The sequence below is a fragment of the Metabacillus idriensis genome (genome assembly GCF_009674765.1).
GTDB lineage: Bacteria > Bacillota > Bacilli > Bacillales > Bacillaceae > Bacillus_P > Bacillus_P idriensis.
The window spans coordinates 66,777-86,962 of the sequence record NZ_WKKF01000002.1; the positions used below are offsets into that span (position 1 = coordinate 66,777).

Consider the following 20,186-nt stretch of genomic DNA (forward strand, 5'->3'; position numbering starts at 1 on the left):
CTTTTCCTTTTATTGTGCGAACAAAATGGAAAAGCATGTGACATTCTTGTCACACGCTAATGACGGCCGCAAAATCATTTCTTTTTGGAAAAGTTAACACAAATGCTGTTTCTGCGTTGACGATTGACTGTGCGTGAATATCGATTAGAAGGGGAGTGGCTGCTTTTTTAGCGAGATACAGCCCCATCCCTGTAGCAGCGTGATCTTGATGGTTGACGGTCGATGTGAAGCCTTTATCGAATATGCGCGGCAGGTCCTTTTGATCAATGCCCCGGCCGAAGTCTTTCACCTCAAGCCTTGTTTGATCATCCTGCATCCAGCTTTTTATAGAAATGTCAGAGGCCTCGCTGTATTTCACTGCATTCGTTAAGATCTGTCTAATAATAAATGCGAGCCATTTCGCATCACTAAGGACTTCCTTTTGATCAAGCTGAATGTCAAAACCAATCCCTTTTTGAATACACCATGACTTCAGCGTCTTAATCTCATTAAAAACTACAGTTTCCAAGTCGACTGTTTCTATATACAAATCGTTTTCTATAAACGGAATCCGTTTTTGATGCAGCTGCTGATCAAGCAGAAGGTGAATCCGCAGCCATTCATATGTCAATTGAATTTTCATTGCATCGTCTTCCATGCGCTCGATCATTAAATGCATGGCAGTTAGCGGGGTCTTCACTTCATGAATCCACGATAACAATTCATCTTTTTCCTGTTCAAGCGAAATTCTGCTGTGCAGCGCATCTTTTTTCAGCATCTCTGCCTGTTCGATGAGCGTTTTTTCAACCAACTGATCAAATGGACTTTCCGGAGCTGGAATGCTTGATAAATCAAGGTTGTTTTCCCGATCCTCCAGGCTTTTATAAAAAGCGGTTTCTTTATTGTACCGAACCATTAAGAAAACAAAGAATGAAATCATGGAAAGGAAGACAATATACAAAACAGGCTCAAATGGAATGGCTGAGTCGATGAAAGAAACAAAGAGAATCAGGACATGAATAAAAATGAAAAAGAATATCCAGCTGCGGCGTTCTTTTAAGAAACAGCGGATCATAGCGTTTCCTCTTCTGCCGCAAGATAGCCCTGTCCTACTTTTGTCTCGATAAAACGGCCAAGGTCAATCTCCTCGAGCCGCTTTCGCAGACGGTTGACATTCACCGTTAACGTATTATCGCTTATGAAGCGTTTATCATCCCACAGGCTGTTCATGAGTTTGTCTCTGCTGACAATTTTGTTTTTTTGTTCAATTAAAAGTTTGAGAATGAACATTTCATTCTTTGTCAGTTCAACGGAGCCTGCTTCATTCGTAACCGTATTTCGTTCATAATCAACCGCAGCATTGCACCATGTTTTCAGACTTACTTGTTCTGTATTGTAGTTATAAACACGGCGGAGAATGGCCTGAATCTTCGCGATCAGCACATCAAAGTGAAAAGGCTTTTGGACGAAATCATCGGCCCCAAGCTGCATGGACATGACCATATCAGTCGGATGATCCCGCGAGGACAAAAAGATGATCGGCACATTTGAATGGGCACGGATCATTCGGCACCAATGAAAACCGTCAAACTTCGGCAGCTGAATATCAATGATCACCAAATCAGGTTTAACTTCTGAAAATTCCTGCATCACTTTATTAAAATCATTGATTCCATAAACATCATATGACCATTGATTTAATCTTTCTTTCATTTCATTAAACAGGGTTAAATCATCTTCAATTAAAAGGAGTTTGAACAAAAATTTCACCACACTATAAGGTTTCTTTTACAATTATTGTATAGTAAAACAGATTTGTGTGCTATAGATCACATTGCACGGAATATTCATACTAATCTTGACATTGTTTCAATAGATTGCTATTGTAATAAAAAAATAATTTCTTATCCAGAGAGGTGGAGGGACTGGCCCTTTGAAACCTCAGCAGCAGGTCTATGAAGACACTGTGCTAATTCCAGCGGGTGAATGAACCTGATAGATAAGCATACCTTTATTTGTCAGCAACGCACTCTTTTTAAAGAGTGCGTTTTTCATTTTTTTGGATTTGAAAAAAGGGGAGTAGAAATGGAAGGTCAGCAGCAATTTCAGAGGAAAATGCAATCTCGTCATTTAGTCATGTTATCGCTTGGAGGTGTCATTGGAACAGGTTTATTTTTAAGTACAGGTTATACGATTCAGCAGGCTGGACCGTTTGGCACCATCCTGTCGTATCTAGTTGGGGCGCTGGTCGTTTATCTCGTTATGCTTTGTTTAGGGGAGTTATCAGTACATATGCCGGAGACTGGTGCATTTCACAGCTATGCCGCTAAATATATTGGTCCAGGAACAGGGTACACAGTAGCCTGGCTGTATTGGCTTACTTGGACGGTTGCGTTAGGTTCAGAATTTACGGCAGCAGGGCTGCTGATGCAAAGGTGGTTTCCATCCATTAACGTCTGGATTTGGAGCGCGGTATTTGCCTTGATGATCTTTTTATTAAATGCTGTGACGGTTAAGTTTTTTGCGGAGTCTGAGTTTTGGTTTGCATCGATTAAAGTCGTTGCCATAGTGATTTTTATTCTTTTAGGAGGAGCCGCAATTGTTGGCTTTATTCCGCTGACGGACTCTAGTTCTGCTCCATTCTTTACGAATCTTACAAGTGAAGGGTTATTTCCGAATGGTGCATTTGCCGTGATCATGACGATGCTTGCTGTGAACTTTGCTTATTCGGGAACAGAATTAATTGGGGTCGCAGCCGGAGAAACGGCAGAGCCTGAAAAAACAATACCCATCGCGATTCGAACAACATTATGGAGGTTGATCCTCTTTTTTGTAGGAACGATTGTTGTTTTATCGGCGCTGCTGCCTGCTTCGGATTCAGGGGTATTAAAGAGCCCTTTTGTTGCTGTTCTTGAACGAATTGGTCTTCCGTTTGCAGCAGATATCATGAATTTCGTTATCTTAACGGCTATTTTGTCTGCAGCAAACTCAGGTTTATATGCTGCTTCCAGAATGCTCTGGTCTCTTTCAAATAAGAAAACCATATCACCTATTTTTGCGAGAGTGACAAAGAAAGGTGTACCTATATATGCTGTGATATTCAGCATGCTGGGCGGTACTTTGGCTTTATTCTCAAGTATCATTGCGCCAGATACAGTGTATATCATCCTTGTCTCCATTTCAGGTTTAGCTGTGGTTGTCGTCTGGATGAGTATTAGTGCGTCACAGTTTTTCTTTCGCAGACAATATATCAAAGATGGTCATTCAGTAAAGGATCTGGTTTACCGGACGCCTTTCTATCCCCTGGTGCCGATCGCATCTTTTGTGCTGTGTCTCGCATCATTAGTTGGAATCGCATTTGACCCTGCACAGCGAATTGCACTCTATTGCGGCATTCCATTTATTTTGATTTGTTATGGAAGCTACTATTTAACTACGTATGTAAAGGAAAGAGGAGAAGGATATGCAGCAGAAAATCAATCCAATTGACGCTATTTTACATGACCATTCCATTATGATTCTTGATGGAGCACTTGCTACAGAACTTGAGCAGCACGGCTGTGATTTGGACGATCCCCTTTGGTCAGCCCGAATATTGCTGGAAAACCCGGAATTGATTTATCAGGTTCATTCAGACTATTTCCGTGCGGGAGCTGACTGTGCAATAACGGCAAGCTACCAGGCAACAATTGATGGGTTCTTGAAGCGGGGAATCGAAGAAATAGAAGCCTTGCAATTAATGAAGAAAACGGTGCTGCTTGCCAAAAAAGCAAGAGATGATTTTTGGAAGGAAGAAATGGGAGCTGTTAGACCAAAACCACTGGTTGCGGCATCAATCGGACCTTATGGCGCCTATCTTGCAGATGGTTCGGAGTATACAGGCAACTATGGTGTTACGGATGAAACATTAGAAGAATTTCATCGTCCAAGAATATCAGCTTTGATTGAAGCAGGTGCTGATTTACTGGCATTTGAAACGATTCCTTCCCTTCAGGAAGCAAACGTATTAAGTTCTTTATTGAATGAATTTCCCAATACATATGCATGGATGTCCTTTTCCTTGAAAAATGAGAAAGCGATTAGTGATGGCACCCTGCTAGAGGTTTGTGCAAATACCTTCGGATACAACGGGCAAATTGCTGCAATTGGCATCAACTGTGCACCACTGGAATTGGTGAATGAAGCCATAAAAGTGATCAGCAGCCATACAAAAAAACCGGTTATTGTATACCCGAATTCTGGAGAAGCCTATAATCCAGAGACTAAAACGTGGCATGGGCAGAAATCTTGCCTTGAACTGGATCAACAGTCAGAGGAATGGTACAAATCAGGGGCACGCTTAATAGGGGGATGCTGCCGGACGGCACCTCGCCATATTGAGAAAATTTCAAAAAAATGGCGGACTGGTGATAAGGTCAATTCTGAAGTTTAATAAATAAAACAGAGAAGGACATCCTCATTTGGGATGTCCTTTTTCTCACTGCTCTCATTATGCTGATGCAGAAGCATTAACTTTTGCCCACGCTGTCCTTTCCCTCTTCCCGTGCAGAAAATAATAAAGAAGAGAACTGGCAAGAACCGCAAATCCTAAAATCACATACAGGGTACTATAGCCTGTCACAGGAATAACAAAACCAAGCAGATATGGTCCAAATCCTAAACCAGCGTCAAGAAAGATAAAGAAAGTCGAAGTGGCGAGCCCCATGCGGTGAGGCGGTGTTAATTTTACGGCAATCGCCTGTGTCGTTGATTGCATGTTTCCAAATCCAAGTCCGATCAGAACACCTGAAAGCAAGAAAATGAAGCTGGTGCCAGCTGTGCTCAAAAGGAACATACCTGCTCCAAATAAGAGGAAGGCAGGGTACATAATGAAGTTTGCTCCTTTTTTGTCCATTAAGCGGCCGGTAAAAGGGCGTGATGCCAAGACAGCTGCTGCATAGACGATGAAAAAGAAGCTTGCTGTACTGACAAGATTAATGTCCATCGCATAGAAATTAATAAAGGAAAGGACGCTGGAATAGCAAAATGCCACCGCGAGAGTGATAAATGCGATCGGCAAAGCTCTTGGCTCTACAAAATTCGAAAGTTTGAATCCTCGTACTTCTGCCTTTTTTGCTGAACCATCAAGCGGGGGCACATATAGGAAAAAGGCAATGATTAAACTGCCGGCGCCTAATGCAACGCAGAAAGTAAAGATCGTATGAAAGCTTGTATGCTGGCTCAAGTACAGCCCGATGAAAGGGCCGATGGCTGTTGCAAGAGTTGCACTCATGCTGTAGTACCCGATGCCTTCCCCTTTTCGCGAAGCGGGAATAATCTGTGCTACGATGGTGCCTGTTGCTGTACTGGCCATACCCAGTGTAATTCCATGAACTAGACGGTTTATAAGAAGGAAGCCAAGGCCTAATTCAAAGAAGTAAAAGGCTGTTGTCAGAGTAAACAGGATAAGCCCTGTATACAGGATTTTTTTTCGGCTGAACGTTACGATAAGCCTTCCAATTAAAAGCCGGCCAATAAGTGCGCCTATAATGAATATCCCGGTTACAAGTCCCGCTGCGCTTGTAGAGGCACTGTATTCATCTACTGCAAAGACCGCAATGGTCACCATTAATAAGTAAAAGATTAACGTTAGGAAAAAATTGATGGACGACACGACAATAAAGTCTTTCGTCCATAGTTTGGATGCTGTCTGATTCACGTTTGGATCACCTTACTCTCTAATATTGTTCCGGATATCTCCCATAATCCGGATGACTTCAAGCTGTTCTTCCTCTGAAATCCCTTTTAAAATCTCCTGCTCATATTCATCGATTGTTACGCGGACATCGCCGTAAATCTTTCTCCCAACGTCTGTAAGCTGCATTCTCTTTTCACGCTTATCCTTGCCGGGAACATGCTCTACATAGCCCAGTTCCTCCAGGCGGCTGATCGTTCTTGTCACGGTAGGTTTTTCAACACTTTGATAATCAGCAAGCTCAACAAGCGTAGCTGTCCCGTAATAGGATAAGTAATGCAAAACGGACCATTGCGCTCTGTACAAATCGTGTTTGGCAAGTTCGATATTCAGTCTGTTTTCAAAAGGACGGTATAACAGCAGAAGCTGCTGAAAAAACTTTTGGTATGTTTTTATAGGAAACACCTCATCGAATAATTAGTTACCGTGAATAATAGTTACTCTAGGTAACTAATATAACAAAATCAGTCAGTGTTTGTCTACCTGATGAATTCCTGAAGCTGGTTATTGACACAAAACGGGAATATATGTTATTTAATTAGTGGTTAGCACTCTCATAAAAAGAGTGCTAAAAAGAAGTCTGAAAGGAGAATGACAATGGAAAAAATGCAGTTCAAAGCAGAGTCTAAAAGACTATTGGAAATGATGATCAATTCAATTTATTCTCAAAAAGAAATCTTTTTAAGAGAGCTGATTTCAAATGCGAGTGATGCGATTGATAAAATTTATTACAAAGCTTTAACAGACGACAGTCTATCATTTGACCAAAATCATTACTACATAAAAGTAAGTGCAGACAAGGAAAATAGAACATTAACAATCTCAGATACGGGGATTGGAATGACAAAGGAAGAGCTTGAAAACAATCTTGGGATTATTGCGAAAAGCGGCTCATTGGCTTTTAAAAGCGAAAATGAGGTGAAGGATGGCCACGACATCATCGGTCAGTTTGGGGTAGGTTTTTACTCAGCCTTTATGGTAGCTGATGCTATCACGGTCACAACGAAAACAATCGGCAGCGAAGAAGCTTACAGATGGCATTCTGGGGGAGCAGACGGCTATACAATCGAGCTTTGTGAGAAGGAAGAGGTTGGAACAGAGATTGTTCTCAGCATCAAAGAAAACACAGAAGACGATTCGTACGATGAATATTTAGAAGAATACCGCTTAAAAGCCATCATTAAAAAATACTCTGATTTCATCCGCTATCCGATTAAAATGGATGTAACGGAGCAGAAACGCAATGAAGACAGCGAAACAGAATTTGAAGAAATTCATGAAGAACAAACAATCAACAGCATGGTTCCAATTTGGAGAAAGAATAAACAGGAGCTCACTTCTGAAGATTACGAGAATTTCTATGCAGAAAAGCATTACGGGTTTGATAAGCCGTTAAAACATATCCATATCAGTGTGGACGGTGCCGTCAGATACAATGCGATTCTCTACATTCCTGAGCAGATTCCGTATGATTACTACTCTAAAGAGTTTGAAAAAGGACTTGAGCTGTACTCAAATGGCGTACTGATCATGGAAAAATGCTCAGACCTGCTTCCTGACTATTTCAGTTTTGTAAAAGGAATGGCAGATTCTGAGGACTTGTCTCTTAACATCTCAAGAGAAATCCTGCAGCATGACCGCCAGCTGAAGCTGATTGCGAAGAACATCAAAAACAAAATTAAAAGCCAGCTGCAGGGCTTATTAAAAGATGAGAGAGAAAAGTATGAAACATTCTATCACTCTTTCGGAAGACAGCTTAAATATGGCGTTTACAGTGATTTTGGAGCAAATAAAGAAGATCTTCAGAACCTGCTTATGTTCTATTCATCAAAAGAGAAGAAGCTGATCACACTTGATGAATATGTTTCAGGAATGCCTGAAGATCAGAAGTACATTTATTATGCTGCAGGAGAAAGCTATGAACGAATTGAAAAGCTTCCGCAGACAGAGGTTGTGGCTGATAAAGGCTATGACATCTTATATTTCACGGATGAAGTGGATGAATTTGCGATCAGAATGCTGATGAACTATCAGGAAAAAGAATTCAAATCGATTTCAAGCGGTGATTTAGGCATAGAAGCAGGTGAGAATGAAAAGGGTGCAGAATCAGAAGAGAAAGATAACAAAGAACTCTTTGAAGAAATGAAGACGATTCTTGCAGGCAAAGTGAAGGATGTAAGAATTTCAAAACGCCTCAAGTCTCATCCAGTCTGCATCGCAACTGAAGGCGAAGTAACGACGGAAATGGAAAAAATCCTGAAGTCGATGCCGAACAGCCAGAATATTAAGGCGGAGAAAATCCTTGAGATCAACAGCAGCCACGATGTCTTTGCTTCCCTAAAAGATGCATTGGCAAACGACAAGGAAAAACTTGCGCTTTACACGAACCTTCTATTTAACCAGGCTCTTCTAATTGAAGGACTGACAATCGAGGATCCGGTTGAGTTTACGAACGATATTTGCAAGATTATGGTGTGAAAAATGAAAGCCGGCAGAAACCTATTGGTTCCTGCCGGCTTTTTTTGGTTTGAAGCCTGTTTATGTTAGTTTACAAGCAGCAGGCTTATGGCCTGTCCAGATCTTACCCAGCAAACCTGTTTATCGATATGAGAGGGTAAGCAAGCGTCCGAATCGTCTCCCGCAAACCTGTTTATCGGTATGAGAGGGTGCTTTCAATAAATTAATCCCAAAAAGAGGCGTCATCCCGGGGAATGCCGCCTCTTTTAACTACCATTCTATTTCGGATGCATCTTAAATTTCAAAAACAGCTCATTATAGTAAGCCAAATTCTTTTTGCCGAGGTTCTCATACACTTCCAGCTTTTCCGTCAGTTCAGGCGGCGGATAGAAGCGCTCATCGTTTACCATCTCTTCAGGCATGTACTTTAAGGCTTCTTTGTTCGGTGTTGAGTAGCTGACATATTCAGTGTTTTCTGCGGCCACCTCAGCATCCAGCATGAAGTTGATGAACTGATGGGCGGCTTCCACATTTTTGGCTGTTTTTGGGATCACCATGTTATCGAACCATAAATTTGAGCCTTCCTCGGGAACGACATACTCGAGATCTTCATTTTCATACATGATCTCTGATGCAACTCCTGACCATACAAGACCGATTGATGCTTCCTGATTTTCAAGCAGCATCCTGCTTTCGTCTCCAACCACCGCTTTGACGTTTGGCGTCAGAGAATCAAGCTTTCGTTTTGCTTCCTCTAAATGATCCTTATTTGTATCGTTAAGAGAATAGCCGAGGCTGTTGAGCCCCATCCCCATCACTTCTCTTGCACCGTCAATCAGCAGGATCTCATTTCGCAGATCGGGATCCCAAAGGTCATTCCAGCTCGTGATTTTTTTTCCGTCTATCATCGAAGGATTATAGACGATGCCGACCGTACCCCAGAAATAAGGGATGGAATACTTATTTTCAGGGTCAAAAGGCAAATCCATAAACCGGTCATCAATATTTTTCAAGTTCGGAAGTTTTGAATGATCTAAAGGGATCAGCAAATCTTCCTGTCTCATTTTATCAATCATATATTCAGAAGGAACGGCAATATCATAAGTCGTTCCGCCCTGTTCAATCTTTGTCATCATCGCTTCGTTGGAATCAAAGGTCTCATAGATGACCTTAATGCCTGTTTCTTTCTCAAAGCGGTCAACCAGATCTGAATTGATGTAGTCTCCCCAGTTAAAGATTGTAAGCGTGTTTCCGCTTGAGTAGCCCTGTGAAGAGTTTAGTTCAGATACTGCATATAAAAGGATGCCTGACACGAGAATAATCGCGAAGAAAATGCGGACCAGCTTCTTCATTTTCTTACCCCCAATCCGCTTTGTTTATTTCGCTGCGTGATGAAGTAATAAACAATCACAAGCAGGACTGTGAATAGGAAAAGCAGGGTAGATAGAGCATTGATATTCAATGAAATTCCCCGTCGCGCAAGTGAATAGATTTCAACTGACAGTGTGGTGAAACCATTGCCGGTTACGAAAAAGGTAACAGCAAAATCATCAAGAGAGAATGTAAGCGCCATGAAGAATCCTGCAAATATACCAGGTGTGATAAACGGCAGGGTCACTTTAGTCAGGACATTCCAGCTGCTTGCGCCTAAATCTCTTGCTGCATCAAGTAAAGTAGGGCTCATCTCCATCAGTTTCGGCAGCACCATCAAGACAACAATTGGAACGCTGAATGCAATGTGAGATAAGAGAACCGAATAAAATCCAAGCTTGATTCCCGCCATCGTAAACAGGATTAAAAATGAAGCCCCAATAATAACGTCAGGGCTGACAATCAGCACATTATTTAACGACAATAGTGTGTTTTTGGTTTGCCTGCTTTTAAACGAATGAATGGCAAGAGCTCCAAGCACCCCGATGATTGTTGAAATAAGAGCAGACAATAAGGCGATAACCAGGGTGTTAAGCACAATAATCAGCAGTCTTGTATCTGTGAAAAGCTCCTTGTACCAGTCAAGTGTAAATCCTTCAAAGTTGTACATCGTACCGCCGCTGTTGAATGAATAAAACACTAGGAAAAAAATCGGCGTATAAAGGATGAGAAAGATCAAAATTAAAAAGATCCTGGATAGAGGGGATATTTTTTTATCCAACTTACATACCCCGCTTTCGATTTCCGGTAAGGAAGATAATCAGAAACATAAATATAATCAAGAAGACAGCAATTGTAGAGCCCATACCCCAGTCCTGCGTCACAAGGAAATGCTGTTCAATCGCAGTACCGAGTGTGATGACTCTGTTTCCTGCAATCAATCTTGTCAGCATGAACAGAGAAAGAGCAGGGATAAAGACCAGCTGGCAGCCGGCTTTAACGCCATCTATCGTCAGCGGAAAAATGACTCTGCGGAAGGCAGTCCAGCTTGATGCCCCCAAATCACGCGCTGCATCTAAAAGGGTTGGATTTAATTCATTCAGAGAATTGAATATAGGTAAAATCATAAATGGAATAAAGATATAAACTGATACAAAAATGAAACTGAAATCGGTGAACAATAACTGCTGAGAACCAATGCCGATTGCTTCTAAAAAACTGTTCGCAACACCGTACGTGCCGAAAATCCCGAGAAATGCATAGGCCTTTAACAGTAAATTAATCCAAGATGGGACGATAATCAGCAGCAGCCAAAGATGCTTATGCTTTGTATAAGTCAGCAAATAAGCCGTTGGATAGGCAATAAGCAAAGAAAGAGCTGTTATCAAAAAGGCATACCAAAATGAACTCAAGGTCATTTTCATGTAGACCGGTGTAAAGAAGTTCTGGTAATTGGCAAGCGATAAATTTCCTTCAATATCAATAAACGAATAATAAAGAACAAGAACAATCGGTGCAATAACAAAGAGAGCAATCCAAAGAGCGTAAGGAATCATATACAAATTTCGGGTCAGCTTAGTTTCCATGCTCTTCTCCATCTGCATAAGCTTCTAAACGTTTGTCGAATTCCTCTTCGGTCTCCCCGAATCTCATCACGTGTATCGCTTCCGGGTCGAAATAGAGACCAATTTCATCTCCGACAGTGGCTTTTTTCGTAGAATGGACGAGCCATTCGTTGCCATCCTTGTCATAGCTGCTGATTTCATAATGAACACCGCGGAACAATTGGGAATCAACGCGTACATGGAGTTTTCCCCGTTCCAGTGAAGTGATTTCCAAATCTTCAGGGCGAATGACGATCTCAATTGGTTCATTTGGGTTCAGACCCTGATCGACACATTCAAATTGTCTGCCTGTGAACTCCACAAGGTAATCCTCAAGCATCGTCCCTTTTACAATATTGGATTCACCAATGAAATCAGCAACAAATCGGTTGATCGGCTCATCATAGATATCGGTTGGCGTCCCGCTTTGCTGTATTTTCCCTTTGTCCAGAACAAAAATTTCATCTGACATCGCGAGTGCTTCTTCCTGATCATGGGTGACAAAGATAAAGGTAATGCCAAGACGCTGCTGAAGTTCGCGCAGCTCATACTGCATTTCAGTCCGAAGCTTTAAGTCCAGGGCGGACAAAGGTTCATCAAGAAGAATAACTTCCGGCTCATTGACGATTGCACGTGCAATGGCGACCCGCTGGCGCTGGCCTCCGGACATTTCTCTGATTTCCCGTTTTTCATATCCGTCAAGATTTACAAAGCTTAAGGCTTCTTTTACTTTCGATTCAATCTCTTTATTATTCATTTTTTTAATGCGCAGTCCGAATGCTACATTTTCAAAAACATTCAAATGAGGAAACAGCGCATAATCCTGAAAAACCGTATTTACTTGGCGCTTGTTAGCAGGAACATCGTTTATTTTTTTTCCGTTAAAGAGGATGTCTCCTTCAGACGCTTCAGTAAATCCGGCAATCAGCCTCAGGATCGTTGTCTTGCCGCAGCCTGAAGGACCAAGAAGTGTATAAAATTTGCCGCGCTCGATCTCAAAACTGACATGATTGAGAACGGCAGGGTCATTGTCGTATTGTTTCGTAACCTGCTTAAATTGAATAATTGTGTTTGTCATATCATTCTCCCTCTTAGTTTGCTCGGATTTGAACAAAGAAATATTTATAGATAAGCGGTATCAGCATCCATTTTTCCTTATTTAACATGAATAATTATACATGAAAAAAAGCAGGATACGAAACGAAATTTCAAAGCTGTTTCAGTCATTGTGAATGCTGAAAGAAGAGGTAGGTGAATGAAATGAGATGGAAGTAGAATAAGAAAGCGGGGAAAATGAATCGATCAAAAAGAAACGCTTTGGACACTCCAAAGCGTTTCCTTTTTCAGCAAGCTACTCAGCTGCATTCTCTTCAAATAATTTCGCAATCTCTACAATAACCTGTGTAGCTTTCAGCATATTATCAACTGAAATATATTCAAACTTGCCATGGAAGTTCTCTCCGCCGGTAAAGATATTCGGTGTAGGAAGGCCCATGTAAGAAAGCTGAGATCCATCTGTGCCTCCGCGGATCGGTTCAACGATTGGCTGAATGTCCAGGTTTTCCATCGCTTTGTAGGCAATGTCGACGATCTGTTTAACAGGCTCGATTTTTTCACGCATATTGTAATATTGATCGTTCATCTCAAGAATGATGCGTTCGCTTCCGTATTTCTCTTTCAATTCATCAACAGCAGCTGCCATCGTTTGTTTTTTCTGCTGGAACGCTTCCTTATCAAAATCTCTGATAATGTAGCTTAGCTTCGTTTGCTCAACATCTCCGCTGAAAGAGAGAAGATGGAAGAAGCCTTCATAGCCTTCTGTTAACTCAGGAGCTTGTTCAGCAGGCAGCTTGCTTTGGAGTTCCATTGCAATTTTAATAGAATTCACCATTTTCCCTTTAGCTGTTCCAGGATGGATGTTGGTTCCTTTAATGGTAATAGAGGCTCCGGCTGCGCTGAAGCTTTCGTACTGCAGCTCGCCGAGAGGACCGCCATCCACTGTGTAGGCGTATTTCGCATCAAAGGCAGCAACATCAAATTTATGCGGTCCGCGGCCGATTTCCTCATCAGGAGTGAAAGCTACTCGGATTTTGCCGTGTTTGATTTCAGGGTGCTTGTTCAAATAATCCATCGCTGTCATGATTTCAGCAATGCCCGCTTTATTATCGGCTCCTAAAAGAGTGGTGCCGTCTGTTGTTATCAATGTATGGTCTTTATAGTTTAAAAGGTTAGGAAAGTCATTTGGAGACAAGGTTACTTTAATGGCTTCATTCAGGAGGATGTCCTGTCCGTCATAGTTTTCATGAATCTGCGGATTCACATTTTTCCCGGTAAAATCGTTTGCTGTATCAATGTGGGCCAGAAAGCCGATCGTTGGAACCTGTTTATCAGTGTTAGATGGGAGAGTGGCCATTACATAACCAAACTCATCCATGCTTACATCCTCTAAACCAATTGCTTTTAATTCTTCTACAAGTTTATGTGCAAGTGTCAGCTGACCTTCAGTAGATGGACACGTTTCGCTGCTGTCATTTGATTGTGTATCGATTTTTACGTAGGAAATAAATCGTTCAATGATTTCATTTTTCATTGTTCATCAACCCTTCTTAACCTCTTAATTTTTCCAAAACATCCTGTGCCTGATAGCCTGCCTCAAAATCTATAATCTCAGCTTCTTCGCCTCTCAGCGCTTTTACAAGCTCATCAATTATAGAATTGGCAAGTGAGCTGTCTGCATCAATCCTTTGAATAGGCTCTCCATGCTTGCCTCCTTCAAGTGCTGACCAGTTGAGCAAGGCCAGAGTTCCTTCTGTCCCGTAAGCAGTAAATCTGATTTCTTCTGTTCCTGCTATCTGACTCATGCCATCGATAAAAATCGGCGTACCGTCATGAAGCTCCATTTGTGCCAGAATGCCAATTTCAGAAGCAGCTGGATCTTCGGGATACTGAACGGATTTATTCAGAACATGAACAGGTCCAAAGATTCTTTGGATTTGCTGAATGTAGTGTACGCCGACTTCGAGTACAAATCCGCCTTGTTCACGGCTTGCTACCCAGTCATTTTGCTGCCACGGCCGCGGCCATTCCGGAAAATGCATCTTTAACTCAATCCGTCTAAGCTTTCCAACATAACCCTCTTTTATGAGGGAAGCAAAGGTTTTGCTTCCGGCACTATAATTCAAAGGGAAATTCATTGCATGAATGATTCCTTTTTCTTTTGCCTGTATGTAAAGACTTTCTGCTTCTGCCAAGGAGTTTGCCAAAGGTTTTTCACATAAAACATGCTTGCCCTTTGCAATCACATCCGTCACAATCTGATGATGAAATTTAGGCGGAACTGCTGCATACACTAGATCGATTTCTGCTTCTTCAAGCATTTTTTTATGGTCAGTAAAAGAAGACACATTTCCAAGTCTTTCAGATGTTTCACGTGTAACTTCAGCATTCCGGTCACATATAGCTGAAATCATGATATCCGGATGGTCTGTAAAGTTCGTTATTAATCGCTGTCCTATTGCACCTAATCCGATAATGGCTGCCCTGATCATTTGATGTCCGCCTTTCTGAAAATAAAACTGATAATTAATTATATTAAGAAATCTAGTATATTCATAGTATTCGTTTGAAAAAGAGAAAGACTGTGAACACACATAATCTGGTATCCTGAATAGTAGACAACTATAAAGAACAGTATTGGAGTTAAGAGCATGACTGTATTTGACCGCGAGCAGCGCACCCATATTTCAAGAGTTCAAAATTATATCGAAGAAAATTTGTATTTGAAATTAACATTGGCTCATTTAGCAAAGGTTTCCACCTATTCTCCATATCATTTCCATCGCCTTTTTACGGAATTTACAGGGGAAACACCTGCAGATTATGTAAAGCGGCACAGACTTGAAAAGGCTGCGCATACGTTAATCTATGAGCCGGAAAAGCCGGTGACTGAAATTGCGATCGACTGCGGTTTTTCATCCCTGTCTTATTTTACATACTCATTTCATGAAGCGTTTCAACACAGCCCAAAAACTTGGCGTGAGGGTGCATACTTAGAGAAATTTCCAAGAGTTTATCTGGACAGCAAGAAATCTAAACAAGATAGCAGTAAAAGAAAAGAAGAAAATCAAGAAAGAGAGTACACTGAATTTCAATGGGTCGACCTGTCAAAAGTAAAAACAGTGGTATTGCCGGAACGTGCCATTGTATTGAAACATCGTCTTGGGGAATATTCAAAAAAGATTGAACAGACGTGGGAGAGCATCTACCGGTTTTGCCATGCACGAGATCTGCTGCATGAGAAAACCATGATGATTGGTGTTCCAAGGAACAACCCCTATATCACTCCTGCGGAAAAATGCCGCTATGACTGCTGTATTTCTATTGATGATTTTGGAAGTATAGGGGATGGGGCAGAGAAGTCAGCCTTTCATGGCGGAAAATATGCGGTTTATGAGTTTGAAGAACCGGTGGATTACAGCAATCGGAAGCTGCTGATTGAATGTTATTCAGAACTGTACAGCTTCTGGCTGCCAAAAAGCGGCTACCGTTATTTGGGCAATCCCATCGAGCTTGTTCAGATCGTGCCAAGGGCAGGAACGTTTGAACTGGACTGTAAAATTACAGCCATTGCACTTGAAATTGAACCTAAATAAATACGAGAGTGAGGTCTTATTGTGATCATAAATTTTATGGATTTGAACTTTTTAGCTGTCATTGCAGGAGGATTGCTGTATATGGCATTTGGAGCTTTATACTATTCTCCATTTTTATTCGGAAAGACCTGGACGCGAATAATCCAAGTGAAGTGAAAGATTCTGCAAAGTATGCGGGATCTGCTGTCGTTGCATTTCTAAGCTCATTTTTAATCGCAATCATCATTCATTCAGTTGGAGCAGACAATCTGATTTCAGGTCTGATGACAGGATTAATCATTGGCATTCTGCTTGCGCTGGCCTATTTAAAAAATGCACTCTTCGGATTAACGGGTTTAAAGGTTTATGGAATAGCGGTGCTGGATCATGTCATTGCGTTTTCGTTAATGGGAATTCTGCACGCTATTTGGGGTTGAAGAGGGGGGGCTGCTGCCTCCTTTTTGCGTTGAATATTTAGCTTGAAGGGCCTCAATTTGATATGATTTAAAGACAAATCTTTAAAGAGGTGGACAACATGAGGCATCAGCCCGTTCATTCGTCCTTTTTTAATAAGCCTACACTGGAATTAGCTCAGGCGCTTTTAGGTAAAATACTGGTAAAAGAAACAGCCGAGGGTATTGCTGCAGGAATCATTGTTGAAACAGAAGCCTATATAGGACCAGGCGATCAGGCTGCTCACAGCTTCAACAACCGGAGGACTGCAAGAACCGAAGTTATGTTTGGGCCAGCCGGCTATACTTATACTTATGTCATGCATACCCATTGTCTTGTAAATGTTGTTAGCGGAGCGGCTGATTCTCCTGAAGCAATTTTAATAAGAGGGGTAGAGCCGGTTGAAGGGATGGAATTGATGTATCAAAGACGCGGTCCGGTGAAAAGAGAGCAGGACCTGACAAATGGTCCCGGGAAACTGACGAAAGCATTGGGTATTGTAAAAGAAGATTATGGACGTCCTTTATGGGAGGCGCCCCTGTATATAGCAGAAGGCAATGAGCCTGAACTTACAGCTGCAGGACCGCGAATTGGAATAGACAACAGCGGTGAAGCAAGAGAATATCCCTGGAGATTCTGGGTGAGCGGGAACCGGTTTGTATCGGGTACGAAGAAGAACAACATAATAAAATAGTTTCTTTGAATAACCCTTTAAAATAAGGGTTATTTTTTATGAAAAGAATAGAAGTTGGAACATCGAAGCTGAACAGTCGTTTCGGCTTTTTTTATAAGATAAGAAAGTATAAAATTTTGCGCTTCGATGTCTAGCTCTATCGCCCAACTCCTCGGCCAGAAAGGATCCGCAAGTATTGGCAAAAAGCGCCTTTACTGGCGGATCCTTATCTGTCTGCCTGCGCTAAACGGGCGTTTCCGCTTTTCTTTTAAAAATTAAGAAATTCTTAAACATTACACAGACAAGGAGTTAAGAATTTCCTATTAGACTATAGATATCAGCCCGAGTTAGATATACTTTTGAAAGGAGCGTGAGAAAATGACGAATTATAACGTTTTAGTAGTTGATGATGATAAAGATATCCGCGATGCGATTGAAATCTATTTAAAGAATGAAAATATAACTGTCATAAAAGCGAAAGACGGCATAGAAGCTCTTGAAAAGCTGAATGAGCACGCTGTTCATTTAATTCTGCTGGATATTATGATGCCCCGTCTTGACGGCATCTCAACTACTTTTAAAATACGTGAAAAAAAGAACATTCCAATTATAATCCTGAGTGCAAAGAGCGAAGATACAGACAAGATCCTCGGCCTGCAGGTAGGGGCAGATGACTATGTAACAAAGCCGTTCAATCCGATGGAGCTGATTGCCAGAGTGAAATCTCAGCTTAGGCGATATGTGACGCTTGGTACATACGAAGGTGTGAAAAAGACCGTAGATCTGAATGGTCTTACCCTGGATCAAACAGCCAAAGAAGTGACGGTGCATGGCGAGAACGTAAAACTGACACGCATTGAATACAGCATAGTAGAGCTGCTGATGCTGAACGCCGGACGCGTGTTTTCAATCAACGAAATCTATGAGCGGGTTTGGAATGAGCCTGGCTACAACGCCGAAAAAACCGTTGCCGTCCATATCCGAAAAATCAGAGAAAAAATTGAAATTGATCCTAAAAATCCGAGATATTTAAAGGTGGTATGGGGAATTGGGTACAAAATGGAAAAATAGTCTGACGTTCTTTCTCATCATGATGCTGCTGACATACGGAATCAGCGGCCTCTTTTCAGGTGCTGCAAACGGAGACAGGTACTTATTTAAAAACTATTTTCAATCTAATGAATTTCAAGAACGGATAAACTACTTTACAAATCTTTTAAGCTTATATGAATTGAACGGGACGACCAAAGAAGAAGCTAAGGAAAACATAACCGTATCAGCAGAGGAAATTGAAGAACACCGATATAGATACGGAAGTTTATCCGACCAGATCATGAACATAGAAAGTCAGTATGAAGAAGAAATTTTCGCTGCTAAGGAAAATGGAAACAGCGAAGTTGAAAAAGTGCTGACGGAAGAAAAAAATAAAAAAATCGCTGACATCACGATGAATTTTAAAGATGATGAGCATGTCCGAAAAAAGCTTATCGCAGAAAAAGAAAAGAATATCGATCAATTCTTTGAAGAAATCTATAAGTATCCTAAGTCTGAATATGAAGCAAATAAAAATCAGTTTGTTTATTACTTGAAAAGCACCGGTTCTGAAGAAGTTCACACCAACTTGCAATTGTCTGAGAATGATGATCCCAAGGAGTTTATCAATCAAAAAGACATGTACTATATTGAAAATTATTCGGGATCAAGAGGCTATATCAATTCAACAGATGGGTTTCATTATTTTGGAAGCAGTGATATTACGGAGGATCTAATCAGAGGGGAGGAAACAAGATTCACCGGACAAATCGCCTTGTCAAAAAATGCACCAGCAGACAGCGAAACCATGATTGAATTCCGGGATTTTCAGAAATCACAGGCTCTCTATTACGGACATTCACTCAGCGGCCTTGCAGCTCTTTTCATCAGTGTTTTTCTTCTGAGAAGACGTCCGCTGTTTGAACCCATTCTGAAAAGCAAGTGGGCGCAAGTGTACCTTCGCCTGCCTCTGGATGTGAGAATTCTCTTCACCGGCATTGCGTTTGTCGGAAGCATGATCTGCATGTTCGGAGTGATCGACTATTATCCGTTCCGTTATGGATACGAATGGCTCTATGCTTTTATCTTTTTAATGATTGGAACTCTGTTTATCGCAGCACTCATCGTTCAGGCAGTCCTTCTCATTCGCCTATTTAAAACAGAAGGCCATTTCAAGGCAGAATGGAAAACAACGGTACTTTACAGGATTGCAAATGCTGTATCAGACGCCTTTCTGATTCAGAAGGTAGGCATTCAGCTTTTGATATTGCTCGGCATTGTTTTCTGCTTTGGGGTTGGAGCGGCAGTAGTGATCGTTGAACCTGCGTTCCTGCTCATCTACTTTCCTGCTTTTCTGCTCATTGGACTTCCGGTTGTGCTGTTTATGTTCAAACGAATTGGCTATTTTAATAAAATTGTGGCGAATTCAAATGACATTATGCTCGGCAATCTGGAAACAGACCTGCCGGTTAATGGGAAAACGGCCCTTGCGACACTTGCTTCGAATATGAATGCTCTGAAGCATGGGGTAAAAACCTCACAGCAAAAGCAGGTCAAAAGCGAACGCCTGAAAACGGAGCTGATCACAAATGTCAGCCACGATCTGCGGACACCGCTTACTTCCATTATCAGCTACACAGAATTACTGAAAAATCCGAATCTCTCAGAAGAGGAAAGAGCTTCCTACGTAGAAATTGTCGACCGCAAATCGCAGCGCCTGAAAATCCTGATTGATGATCTGTTTGAAGCTTCAAAAATGGCGAGCGGGAATATTGATCTAGTGAAACAAAACGCAGATATTGCACAGCTCCTGCAGCAGGCGCTTGCTGAATACAATGAAGCCATCAGCAAGTCTTCCCTGCAGTTCAGGGTGACTCATTCAGATGAACCTGTTTATGCAGTCGTAGACGGGCAAAAAATGTGGAGAGTGTTTGAGAATTTGATTGGCAATATTCTTAAGTATTCTTTAGAGAATACTAGAGTGTACCTTTCCGTTAAAAAAATCGGGGAGCAAGTCATCATCTCTTTTAAAAATGTCACGAAGTATGAGCTCAGCGAAAATACAGATGAACTATTTGAACGGTTTAAACGCGGAGACTCCTCGCGCCATACAGAAGGTTCCGGACTTGGCCTTACAATTGCCAAATCGATTGTTGAGCTTCACGGAGGGCAGTTGGAGATTGATGTGGACGGAGATTTATTTAAAGTAACCATAATCTTGGACGCTAATTAAAATAACAGCAGGTTCCCGC

At 41.5% G+C, this 20,186-nt stretch carries 18 protein-coding genes and 1 riboswitch; of the genes, 8 read left to right on the forward strand and 10 right to left on the reverse strand.

Annotation, left to right across the window (positions count from 1 at the left end; genetic code table 11):
• Positions 1-49: 49 nt before the first annotated feature.
• A complete protein-coding gene (locus GJU41_RS08665) occupies positions 50-1,054 on the reverse strand; it encodes a sensor histidine kinase (RefSeq protein ID WP_154318371.1) in 1,005 nt (334 codons plus the stop codon).
• Positions 1,051-1,740: a response regulator transcription factor gene (locus GJU41_RS08670; RefSeq protein ID WP_154318372.1), complete on the reverse strand. Its 690-nt coding sequence runs from the start codon at positions 1,738-1,740 to the stop codon at positions 1,051-1,053. Before GJU41_RS08670 ends, GJU41_RS08665 begins: the two co-directional genes overlap by 4 nt.
• A 140-nt stretch (positions 1,741-1,880) precedes the next feature.
• A riboswitch (SAM riboswitch) is annotated at positions 1,881-1,985 on the forward strand.
• 79 nt (positions 1,986-2,064) lie between these two features.
• Between GJU41_RS08670 and mmuP the strand changes: the two genes are divergently transcribed.
• A complete protein-coding gene (mmuP, locus tag GJU41_RS08675; protein WP_070878936.1) occupies positions 2,065-3,468 on the forward strand; it encodes an S-methylmethionine permease in 1,404 nt (467 codons plus the stop codon).
• The gene (gene mmuM, locus GJU41_RS08680) at positions 3,443-4,411 is read left to right on the forward strand and encodes a homocysteine S-methyltransferase (RefSeq protein WP_070878871.1); all 969 of its coding nucleotides are present in this window, start codon (positions 3,443-3,445) and stop codon (positions 4,409-4,411) included. Before mmuP ends, mmuM begins: the two co-directional genes overlap by 26 nt.
• A gap of 57 nt (positions 4,412-4,468) precedes the next feature.
• Here mmuM and GJU41_RS08685 read toward each other — a convergent pair whose 3' ends face one another.
• The gene (locus GJU41_RS08685) at positions 4,469-5,677 is read right to left on the reverse strand and encodes an MFS transporter (RefSeq protein WP_070878870.1); all 1,209 of its coding nucleotides are present in this window, start codon (positions 5,675-5,677) and stop codon (positions 4,469-4,471) included.
• A gap of 12 nt (positions 5,678-5,689) precedes the next feature.
• Entirely contained in the window at positions 5,690-6,109 is a 420-nt protein-coding gene (locus GJU41_RS08690) for a MarR family winged helix-turn-helix transcriptional regulator (protein WP_070878935.1), read from the reverse strand.
• 201 nt (positions 6,110-6,310) lie between these two features.
• On the opposite strand from GJU41_RS08690, the gene htpG reads away from it, so the two are divergent.
• On the forward strand, positions 6,311-8,191 hold the full coding sequence (gene htpG / locus GJU41_RS08695; protein ID WP_154318373.1) for a molecular chaperone HtpG: 1,881 nt from the start codon (positions 6,311-6,313) through the stop codon (positions 8,189-8,191).
• Positions 8,192-8,448: 257 nt separating this feature from the next.
• Here the strand turns inward: htpG and GJU41_RS08700 are convergent, their stop codons facing one another.
• From GJU41_RS08700 to GJU41_RS08725, 6 genes are all read right to left on the reverse strand, one after another.
• Complete coding sequence (locus tag GJU41_RS08700; protein ID WP_154318374.1) at positions 8,449-9,522, reverse strand: ABC transporter substrate-binding protein; 1,074 nt, start codon at positions 9,520-9,522, stop codon at positions 8,449-8,451.
• On the reverse strand, positions 9,519-10,322 hold the full coding sequence (locus tag GJU41_RS08705) for an ABC transporter permease (RefSeq protein WP_070878867.1): 804 nt from the start codon (positions 10,320-10,322) through the stop codon (positions 9,519-9,521). The genes GJU41_RS08700 and GJU41_RS08705 overlap by 4 nt, the downstream gene beginning before the upstream one ends.
• A gap of 1 nt (position 10,323) precedes the next feature.
• Positions 10,324-11,127, reverse strand: coding sequence for an ABC transporter permease (locus tag GJU41_RS08710; RefSeq protein WP_070878866.1), 804 nt, complete (start codon positions 11,125-11,127; stop codon positions 10,324-10,326).
• Positions 11,117-12,223 carry an ABC transporter ATP-binding protein gene (locus GJU41_RS08715; protein ID WP_070878865.1) on the reverse strand — a complete coding sequence of 369 codons (1,107 nt, stop codon included), beginning with the start codon at positions 12,221-12,223 and terminating at the stop codon, positions 11,117-11,119. The genes GJU41_RS08710 and GJU41_RS08715 overlap by 11 nt, the downstream gene beginning before the upstream one ends.
• A 273-nt stretch (positions 12,224-12,496) precedes the next feature.
• On the reverse strand, positions 12,497-13,735 hold the full coding sequence (gene pepT / locus GJU41_RS08720; protein ID WP_154318375.1) for a peptidase T: 1,239 nt from the start codon (positions 13,733-13,735) through the stop codon (positions 12,497-12,499).
• Positions 13,736-13,751: 16 nt separating this feature from the next.
• Entirely contained in the window at positions 13,752-14,693 is a 942-nt protein-coding gene (locus GJU41_RS08725; protein ID WP_070878863.1) for a Gfo/Idh/MocA family protein, read from the reverse strand.
• Positions 14,694-14,852: 159 nt separating this feature from the next.
• Here GJU41_RS08725 and GJU41_RS08730 point away from each other — a divergent pair, with 159 nt between their 5' ends.
• The 5 genes from GJU41_RS08730 to GJU41_RS08750 all read left to right on the forward strand — a co-directional run bounded on the left by GJU41_RS08730 (position 14,853) and on the right by GJU41_RS08750 (position 20,167).
• A complete protein-coding gene (locus GJU41_RS08730) occupies positions 14,853-15,797 on the forward strand; it encodes an AraC family transcriptional regulator (protein ID WP_070878862.1) in 945 nt (314 codons plus the stop codon).
• A gap of 8 nt (positions 15,798-15,805) precedes the next feature.
• Complete coding sequence (locus GJU41_RS24630) at positions 15,806-16,213, forward strand: DUF1761 family protein (protein WP_154318376.1); 408 nt, start codon at positions 15,806-15,808, stop codon at positions 16,211-16,213.
• 98 nt (positions 16,214-16,311) lie between these two features.
• Positions 16,312-16,923, forward strand: coding sequence for a DNA-3-methyladenine glycosylase (locus tag GJU41_RS08740; RefSeq protein ID WP_070878860.1), 612 nt, complete (start codon positions 16,312-16,314; stop codon positions 16,921-16,923).
• Between the two features lie 357 nt (positions 16,924-17,280).
• On the forward strand, positions 17,281-17,973 hold the full coding sequence (locus GJU41_RS08745; protein WP_133312948.1) for a response regulator transcription factor: 693 nt from the start codon (positions 17,281-17,283) through the stop codon (positions 17,971-17,973).
• Entirely contained in the window at positions 17,951-20,167 is a 2,217-nt protein-coding gene (locus GJU41_RS08750; protein ID WP_070878859.1) for a sensor histidine kinase, read from the forward strand. Before GJU41_RS08745 ends, GJU41_RS08750 begins: the two co-directional genes overlap by 23 nt.
• Positions 20,168-20,186 lie beyond the last annotated feature (19 nt).